General features: G+C 43.9%; 7 protein-coding genes and 2 pseudogenes. 5 read left to right on the top strand and 4 right to left on the bottom strand.

Annotated features, from left to right (window positions below; translation table 11 throughout):
• Positions 1-338 (top strand): zinc ribbon domain-containing protein (locus ACLGGO_RS10460; RefSeq protein ID WP_446419257.1); only part of this gene is annotated, 338 nt, incomplete at its 5' end.
• A gap of 29 nt (positions 339-367) precedes the next feature.
• Here ACLGGO_RS10460 and ACLGGO_RS10455 read toward each other — a convergent pair.
• Positions 368-604 (bottom strand): annotated as a pseudogene (locus tag ACLGGO_RS10455) (6-phosphofructokinase); the annotation flags it as partial.
• A 363-nt stretch (positions 605-967) separates the two neighbouring features.
• On the opposite strand from ACLGGO_RS10455, the gene ACLGGO_RS10450 reads away from it, so the two are divergent.
• Positions 968-1,591, top strand: a complete 624-nt coding sequence (locus ACLGGO_RS10450) for a hypothetical protein (RefSeq protein WP_446419256.1) — start codon at positions 968-970, stop codon at positions 1,589-1,591.
• Positions 1,592-2,145: 554 nt separating this feature from the next.
• Positions 2,146-2,301 carry a hypothetical protein gene (locus tag ACLGGO_RS10445; RefSeq protein WP_446419255.1) on the top strand — a complete coding sequence of 52 codons (156 nt, stop codon included), beginning with the start codon at positions 2,146-2,148 and terminating at the stop codon, positions 2,299-2,301.
• Between the two features lie 217 nt (positions 2,302-2,518).
• Here the strand turns inward: ACLGGO_RS10445 and ACLGGO_RS10440 are convergent.
• Both ACLGGO_RS10440 and ACLGGO_RS10435 read right to left on the bottom strand, forming a co-directional pair.
• Positions 2,519-2,845 (bottom strand): annotated as a pseudogene (locus tag ACLGGO_RS10440) (peptidylprolyl isomerase); the annotation flags it as partial.
• 459 nt (positions 2,846-3,304) lie between these two features.
• On the bottom strand, positions 3,305-4,381 hold the full coding sequence (locus ACLGGO_RS10435; RefSeq protein WP_446419254.1) for an ATP-dependent 6-phosphofructokinase: 1,077 nt from the start codon (positions 4,379-4,381) through the stop codon (positions 3,305-3,307).
• Between the two features lie 495 nt (positions 4,382-4,876).
• Here ACLGGO_RS10435 and ACLGGO_RS10430 point away from each other — a divergent pair, with 495 nt between their 5' ends.
• Both ACLGGO_RS10430 and ACLGGO_RS10425 read left to right on the top strand, forming a co-directional pair.
• Entirely contained in the window at positions 4,877-5,650 is a 774-nt protein-coding gene (locus ACLGGO_RS10430; protein WP_446419253.1) for an HAD-IIA family hydrolase, read from the top strand.
• 176 nt (positions 5,651-5,826) lie between these two features.
• A complete protein-coding gene (locus tag ACLGGO_RS10425; RefSeq protein ID WP_446419252.1) occupies positions 5,827-8,079 on the top strand; it encodes a leucine-rich repeat domain-containing protein in 2,253 nt (750 codons plus the stop codon).
• 254 nt (positions 8,080-8,333) lie between these two features.
• Here the strand turns inward: ACLGGO_RS10425 and thrC are convergent, their stop codons facing one another.
• The gene (thrC, locus tag ACLGGO_RS10420) at positions 8,334-9,458 is read right to left on the bottom strand and encodes a threonine synthase (RefSeq protein ID WP_446338388.1); all 1,125 of its coding nucleotides are present in this window, start codon (positions 9,456-9,458) and stop codon (positions 8,334-8,336) included.
• Positions 9,459-9,490 lie beyond the last annotated feature (32 nt).

Below are 9,490 nucleotides of genomic sequence, written 5' to 3'. Positions count from 1 at the left end.
AGCGACGGGGCAAGAAAATGAATAAGTGGCTGGGGAGTTGGGCATTCTATCAGCAAGAGCAGTTTTTAACCTACAAAGCAGAAGCCTTGGGCAAGCGAGTAGTCCATCAAGACCCTCGCTATACCTCTCAAAAGTGCAATGTCTGCAAACACATCAGGCGGACAAATCGTCACAAGTCTCGCTTCTGTTGTAAAAACTGTGGCTATCAGACTCACGCTGACCTTAATGCTGCTCTTAATGTCCGAGACGATTACATTCTCTCTTCTACCCAACGTGGGACCGAGGAGCAGGCGTCAGTCAATGCGCCCTATGTTTCGGGCGAGAGTAATCTCGCCTAGTTACAAGCCCCATCCCAAAAGTGGGTGGGGCAGTTGACTAAATCCTTAGCCACAACAACTATCGCAAAGCGGCGATTCCAGCGATCGCGAAGTTCGGTAATATGTTGACAAACTCCGCTAATTGAATAGGGAATTTCCGGAATCAGGATCAAATCAGCACCGCCAGCAATGCCTGCATTCAGGGCTAAATGTCCGGCTTCGCGCCCCATCACCTCAACTACCATGACGCGATCGTGACTGGCGGCTGTATAGCAGAGGCGAGATATCCTTTGTGGCTTTAAGCCTAGCCTCGTAGCCTCCTTACCAGGCTCTCGTTCCCAAGTCTGAGAAGGGAATGCACTTTGGGAGGCTCTGCTTCCCGTAATAAACGAGACATAATTGCTTCATTTTTTTCTCAAAACCTTCTCGCTTAGGCTTGAGATTTAACGTTTGAGTGAACTATATTGTCCTTATACCCAATCCGGGTTGACTACCCCCTTGATAATCCAGTCCGCGCAGGTGGACTTTAAATATGGGAAGAAATGGCTAAAGCTCTTACTGTTCAATGTTCGGACTAATCAAACTAACAATTTAGCACAATAAGTACGGAAGACCCCTATTTTTTATAGAAGGGATTAAGAAGGACTAAAATGATGAAGAAATTAGCATTTTTTACTTTAGGAACAGCAGTAATGAGTTTTCTCTCATCAGTTCCAGTTACTGCTGCTACCATTTTTGTCGAACCTATAATTACAAGACCAAACCCCAACTTTCCGGATGGAATTGGGCTTCCACCGATGCTTCCACCAAATACGCCATTACTGTGGAATTTCCCTGACACTTCTGGTGAACAAAACTTTTTAAATGACACGGGATTCACAATAACAGAATTTAACCTTATCTTGCTAACCGAGCAATTTAATGGGGATGATGTGGTATGGGGCGACGCCAATGGAGATGGTCAGATTGGTCAATCTGATATATTCTCCAGTATTACTTTAAACCCAAACAATCTTCAATTCCCACAACTCGATATTACAGAGGGTTCAATCCCAAGTGGTAATCGTTTTGTATTTCAATTTATTAGTAATCCCGATTTAACACCAGAACAGCCTGGGGATAATGGTCCAATCTTAGCGGCAGGTATTTACGACGGTGTAGCCGCATCTGTCCCCGAATCTTCACCAGGTTGGGGGTTGGTGTTGCTGGGTGTTGGGTATGTAAGTAAAGAAGTGTGGAATAAACAGAAGAAAAATAAAGGCAAAGATAAATAACTAATGTACAGAAAGAAAAAAAGAATTTATTTGCCCTTCTAAATTTTGGGAAGATTTTATGATATTTTCTTAACCAATAAAATGCTTTTTAGGTGAGGAAGCGAAGGATACTGTTGAGCCTGATAAGACAGGACTGATTCGGGAGCATATCACCTTTGTAGGTTGGGCCCTTGGAACGAAACCCAACACCATCGTTAGCCTGTTGGGTTTCGCTGTCGCTCTACCCAACCTACAGGAACGCTTTGTGCTGTCCCTGACATGCTCCCACTGATTCTTCTTCAAACCAAAATTTAGGAATTTCCCCAATTTACCGTTGAACAACCAGTTTTAGGGACGCGATATGTCGTGTCCCTACTTTTGTTGATTTTTATCAGGTATAGCTATGCATAAACTTAAGCGTGAAATCAGAAAGAATAAACTGCTATAATTATGTCCAAATTATCATGTAAAATTAGTTGCAATACAGATAAAGTCAGCATAATATATTAATGGAATGAAACAAATAAAAAGTTTCATTTCAGCCCAACAACCTTACTCTAGGAGTACATTTCAAAATGGCTAAAATTAAAATTTTAGACCTCGTTCAAACCCAGAATTCCAAAAGCATTATCGCTGAGCTAAATGAGCAAGATATGGCTTTGGTGATGGGTGGCTGCTGCTGCTGCTGCTGCCCACCACCCCCACCCCCGTCGGGTCTGGCATTTGCTTAAGGTAATACATGATAGGAGTTAATCTTCTAACTCTAGCCTATTTGCATCGGCAAGATTGCTAGTCGTGATTCTCCGCTAAATACCTCGCAATGATGCCAAAAAATCTGACCTGATTTACATCATTTAATAGGTCAGTAACACAAAGCCCTCTGATCACGATCAGAGGGCTATTCCATGGGGAATTTGAGAATTGGGATTTTGGCTACAAGATGAGAACCTAAGCTAATTGACTCTTTGATTGAAGATCATGAACAACTTTAATTTCCTGAATTTGTTGCTGAGTCCATCCAGAAAATAAATCTAAGAAAATTTTAGAGCGTAGCTTGTTATCCAATTCCGGCTCAATTATCTCTTCTACAAAAATCAAGTGTACTCCCTTAGAAATCACAATCGGTTTAAGTAGCTGAGGCGGCGTAGCCGCAAAAACAGCAGCAGAAATCTCCGGCTTCAACTCTTGACGACTCACTATTCCTTGATACCCCCCCTTTCGCCGTAATTCTTTATCTTGAATATATTGGCGAGCAACATCATGAAAACTCATCTCATCAGCCAATTCAAGAGTCACACCACCTTTAGGGGCACGGCAGTGCCGTACCCCTACGCAACCTGTCTAAATTGAACGATGCACTCTAGGCTGGCGATCGCATTCAAGTTATATCTACGTGACGTCCTCCTACACCGACTCTACGGGTACGGTTGTAGGCTTCCTTTGTCGCCGTTGTAGAACGGCGCTTCCGGCGTTTTATAGTGGGGAATACGCCCAGCCCCACTTCTTGCTTATCGCAAGAGAAACTTTGACGATATGATATGAGGTTTGACTTTCACCATCAACTTACCAGCATTCGCAGCTTTGTAAATGAGAATTAAAAGAATTTGTCCTCCTTAGTGAATCATACCTTATACCGAACTTGTTGTCAGAAAAAATCAAAACAAGTTTCGAGAGACTGGCAATTCATCTCACGCCTCCCTATCGGGTAGGACGTGAGGCTTCTTGCCAAATGAGCTAAAACTCTCCAATGTAGGTGTCGAGGGCTCTAGCTGTTTCCACTAGGGGGTGATGGCGATCAACTAAAATAGGACTTTTGCTAGTCACCTCATCAATGGGAATGCTGACGACTATTCCATTTTGCCAAGCGACCATTTTTTGATAGTCATCTTTGGCAATTAAGTCTACAGCCGTTTTGCCAAAGGAGGTGGCAAGTAAGCGATCTAAAGCAGAGGGCGCACCACCCCGTTGAACGTGACCTAAAACGGTTACTCGTGCTTCAATCGTGTTCCCGCTACAGTGAGAAATCTGGTCAGCCACATAATCTCCGATACCCCGTAATCGGATCTCACCTAGGGCGTCTGTGTAGTATCGTTCTTGACCCTCAAGGGTTTTCGCCCCCTCAGCCACAACAACGATCGCAAAGCGGCGATTCCAGCGATCGCGAAGTTCGGTAATATGTTGACAAACTCCGCTAATTGAATAGGGAATTTCCGGAATCAGGATCAAATCAGCACCGCCAGCAATGCCTGCATTCAGGGCTAAATGTCCGGCTTCGCGCCCCATCACCTCAACTACCATGACGCGATCGTGACTAGCCGCCGTGTAAGAGAGACGAGATAAGGCATCAACAATGGTATTAACCGCCGTATCGAAACCAACGGCTAGATTCGTGAAAGCCACATCATTATCAATCGTCTTGGGGACTCCCACGATATTCATACCCCCTTGACGAGCAAGCTGGTTCATAATCGCCAGACTCCCGTCGCCACCAATGACAATCAGGGCGTCTAGACCTAATTTCTGATAACCAGCGATAATCTGATCGGCTTGAGCCTCAGTATCCCCTTTGTTAATTGAACCGAGGATAGTACCACCAGTACTCAGGAGTGGGTCGATGCCCCGATTGTCAAGACCGTGAACATTCAGTGAGACTGATTTGCCTTCCAATAAACCTTGGGTGGCGTAGGGAATACCTAAAACTTCCCAATCATAACTCAGAGTAGCATGTCTAACGGCAGCGCGAATGACCGCGTTTAATCCGGGACAGTCACCGCCACTGGTGAGTAGACCAATCCGTTTGCGAGTTTCCATAGGTCGATCTCAAGTGTGTATTATTGTGGATGGCTTTAACGAAGGCTATTTGATCATCAAAGACAGGTTTACTCCCCAAACATTCTGACAGCACCCTGACACCACAACTGCGGATTTGCCGTTACTGAATTAGGATCAAGCTGAGTTAGGATTTGGTGCAAGTCTGATTGAGTGGTGCAGTTGTGGCACTCGTCTTAGAGAGTCGTTTGCATCAAAAAAGCTTGATCAGCGGTAAGTCCAGGGTAGTAAGCGTTAACCAATTTTGGCAAACCTTGTACAGAATCCCCTCATGGCAAAAAACCTCAACCGTTGCTGGTCTGGTGAACATCTAGTCCAAGATAGCGAATTTTCTTTTATCTGAGAGTATCAAGCAGCACTGCGGTGGGAAAATGGTGATTGAGGAGTCGCGATGGGGCAGATCAATATATTTTCTCGACCCAGACTGGTATCATCATTGGTGATTCTGACGTCAAGGCTTTTAAGTCCCTTGTTTTCATGAATGAGCTACGCGGCAAACAAGCATTTATCTGTGATATGGATGGCGTGATTTACCACGGCAACCGCTTACTGCCAGGAGTGGAGGCATTTTTGGACTGGTTGAAGGCGTCGGGAAAGCTATTTCTGTTCCTCACCAATAGTAGCGAGCGATCGCCTCGGGAGTTACGAGAGAAGCTAAAACGGTTAGGCGTCGAAGTCCCCGAAGAACATTTCTACACTAGCGCCTTGGCGACGGCTGCATTTTTGGCTCAACAATGTCCCGGAGGAAGTGCCTTTGTGATTGGGGAAGCGGGGTTGACAAATGCGCTGTATAATGCTGGTTTTTCGATGAATGATACCAACCCAGATTATGTGGTAGTGGGTGAGACCCGCAGTTATAGCTTTGAGAAGTTAGAACATGCGGCGCAGTTGATGATTAAAGGAGCAAAACTAATTGGCACAAATCCTGACTTAACAGGACCGAGTGAGAAAGGAATTGTCCCCGCGACAGGGGCGTTAATTGCACCGTTGGAACTAGCGACGGGGGCGAAAGCCTATTTTGTCGGGAAGCCGAATCCCTTAATGATGCGCCATGCTCTGAAGCAGTTGGGCTGTCGTCGCGAGGATACAGCCATCATTGGCGATCGCATGGATACAGATATTATTGCCGGGATTGAGTCAGAAATCGAGACGGTGTTGGTTTTGTCTGGAGTCACCCGCCAAGAGGATTTAATCCATTTTGCCTATCGTCCCCACTATATTTTGCCAGGAGTCGGGGATTTAGTCCCTTGACTTTTCTGGAAATACCTAGATGTTTGCTACATATTATAAACCTGTTCTAAATGACCATAAAGAGCGTTAAGAGGTTTATTTAACACTCTAGCAAAAGAGAGGCTCTAGGGAGTATTATCTAATTTTAGGCAGATATAAAACCGTGGTTTCACGGGTAAGACTGAGGTTATAGCAGAATGACTAATAAACAAGTGACTGAACCAAAAAAGGTATCGAGTGATACAAAAATCAGAATCACTCGTGCTGAATTAGTCAAAATCATTGCTCAAGCTACCCAAGAGGGAGTATGGCAACTAGATTTATCAGAGAAAGGTATTACAAAAATTCGCGACGAAATTACCAGATTAACTACCCTGAGATATCTAGATTTATCTAAAAATCAGATAACAGAGATACTGGAGAATATTGCTAAATTTCCTAACCTGCAATGGCTGGATGTATCAAATAATCAGATAAGAGAGATACCGCCGTATATTCGCCAACTCCCTAACCTGGAATATCTGGATGTATCAAATAATCAGATAAGAGAGATACCGCCGTATATTCGCCAACTCACTAACCTGCAAACGCTGTATTTATCAAATAATCAGATAAGAGAGATACCGCTGTATATCCGCCAACTCACTAACCTGAAAACACTGTATTTATCAAATAATCAGATAACAGAGATACCAGAATATATTGCCCACCTCACTAACCTGCAATGGCTGGATATATCGAACAATCACATAAGAGAGATACCGGAATATATTGCCCACCTCCCTAACCTGCAATGGCTGGATATATCGAATAATCACATAAGAGAGATACCGGAATATATTGCCCACCTCACTAACCTGCAATGGCTGGATTTATCGAATAACCACATAAGAGAGATACCGGAATATATTGCCCAACTCACTAATCTGGAAGAACTGGATGTATCAAATAATCAGATAACAGAGATACCGGAACATATTAGCCAACTCCCTAACCTGCAATGGCTGGATTTATCGAATAATCAGATAAGCGAGATACCGGAATGCATGGTTCACCTCACTAGCCGAGGAAGGCTGAATTTAGCGAATAATCAGATAACAGAATTAGATTTATCGAATAAAGGTATCACAGAAATTCCTGACAAAATTCTTCAAATAACCAACCTGCGACGCCTGGATTTAAGGAGAAATCAGATAAGAGATATCCCAGAAAATATTGTCCAACTTACTAACATTAAATTGCTGTATTTGTCGAGTAATCAGATAAGAGAGATACCAGAAACTATTACCCAACTCATTAACCTGCAAACGCTGTATTTATCGAATAATCAGATAAGAGAGATACCGGAAAATATTGCCCGAATCACTAATCTGGAAGAGCTGTATTTATCGAATAATCAGATAAGAGAGATACCAGAAACTATTGCCCAACTCACTAACCTGCAATGGCTGGATTTATCGAATAATCAGATAAGAGAGATACCAGAAACTATTACCCAACTCACTAACCTGCAATGGCTGGATTTATCGAATAATCAGATAAGAGAGATACCAAAAACTATTACCCAACTCACTAACCTGCAATGGCTGGATTTATCAAATAATCCAATAAGAGAAATACCGGGATGTATTATCCAACTCACTAGCCGAGAAAGGCTGAATTTATCGAATAATCAGATAAGAGAACTAGATTTATCAAATAAAGGCATTACAGAAATACCGGAAATTGTTGTCCAACTCAATAATCTGGAAGAGCTGTATCTATCGAACAATCAGATAACAGAGATACCGGAATGGATTACCCAACTCACTCACCTAAAATTTCTGTACTTATCAAACAATCCGATAACAGAGATACCGGAATGGATTACCCAACTCACTCACCTAGAATGGTTATCTTTAGCGAATAATCCGATAACAGAGATACCGGAAAGTATTACCCAACTCACCAACCTACAATGGCTATCTTTATCGAATAATCAGATAACAGAGATACCAAACAGTATTGCCCAACTTACTAACCTGAAATCGCTGGATTTAAGGAGAAATCGGATAAGAGAGATACCGGAAAGCATTGGCAACCTGACGAAGCTTGAACTGCTGTATTTATCGAACAATCAGATAAGAAAGATTCCGGCATATATTGCCCAACTTACTAATTTGGAATCGCTGTATTTATCGAATAATCAGATAAGAGAGATACCGGAAAGTATTACCCAACTCACTAACTTGCAAAAGCTGGATTTGCGGAACAATAAGATAAGAGATATAACGGAAAGTATTATTCAACTAACTGACCTGCAAAAGCTAGATTTATCGGGAAATCCCATAGGAAATGTAGTCTTAGGGACACGCCACCGCGATTTTCCATCCCCTCGCCCTGGAGACGTGGTACTGGGTTCTCAATCTTCTCCTCCCTCGAAAAAATCACAGAAATCATCATCTGAGTAACCGGAAACTTTTCCCATCTCAGCTACATCCCCAATTGACAAACCAACTAATCTCCTATCGCTTCCCTCACCATCCGACGCCTATCATTCACCCCCCAAACCACCCCCACCTGCGGTTCAATCTCAATGGATTCCACCGCACCCAATACCGAGTAAAATCCTCTAGATTCAAGCTTCTCTTAACCAAACAGTATCGCCAAGATCCCCGACTTCTTCAAGAAGTCAGGGATCTTACTTAATTGGATAAACTGTACTTCACCAACCTGAAGAACTGAATCCCATCACCTCAGCGACGGCGGTTGTGGTTGGCTTAATTCCTCGCTGTAACTGGTTGTTGCAGTGTTGAATAGCTGTATCCGGATCTTTTAACCCATTCCCTGTCAACACACAAACCACGGTTGCTCCCGTCGGAACTTGATCTTTCACTTTTAATAACCCCGCCACCGATGCGGCGCTAGCGGGTTCGCAAAATATTCCTTCTTGTGATGCCAAGAGGCGATAGGCTTCGAGAATTTCGTCATCGGTAACGCTATGAAATTCTCCCTGACTGGCATGTTTTACCGCGACAGCTTTCTCCCAACTTGCCGGATTCCCAATCCGAATCGCGGTAGCGATTGTTTCCGGATGCGCCACAGGTTCACCCAGGATCAACGGCGACGCCCCTGCCGCCTGGAATCCCATCATCCGAGGTAAGCGATCGCACAACCCATGTTGATGATACTGGCAAAAGCCCATCCAGTACGCCGTAATATTCCCCGCATTTCCCACCGGAATACACAGCCAATCCGGGGCATTCCCTAAATTATCGACAATTTCAAAAGCGCCAGTTTTTTGACCTTCCAACCGATAGGGATTCACCGAGTTAACCAACGTTACTGGATAATTTGCTGCTAACTCCTGCACAATCTGCAAACAGTCGTCAAAATTGCCCTCAATTGCCAATACCTGCGCCCCATAAACCAATGCCTGCGCCAACTTACCCAGGGCTACATACCCATCCGGAATTAACACAAAAGCTTGCATATCCCCCCGACTGGCGTAAGCCGCCGCTGAGGCAGAGGTATTCCCTGTACTGGCACAAATCACTGCTTTCGCCCCAGCTTCCTTTGCCTTAGAAATCGCCATGGTCATGCCTCGATCTTTAAAGCTACCTGTCGGGTTAAGACCATCATATTTGGCAAATACCTTGACTCCCTTACCCACCGCTTCAGAAAGGGCAGGAGTGGGGATCAGAGGAGTATTTCCCTCTAAAAGAGTCACCACTGGAGTTGATGCGGTGACGGGTAAATAAGACCGATAGGTTTCAATTAGACCTGACCATTGACAAGACTGGGCAAAAGTCTCTTTCGTTTGAGGGGTGTTGGTAGCAGACAGAGTCATGGGTGATTTCTTACTGAATTTTGTTGACACTC

This window comes from Coleofasciculus sp., from assembly GCF_046565525.1.
Lineage (GTDB): Bacteria > Cyanobacteriota > Cyanobacteriia > Cyanobacteriales > Coleofasciculaceae > Coleofasciculus.
Note: the sequence above shows the minus strand (reverse complement) of the source record. Positions and strands in the feature narration are given on the sequence as shown.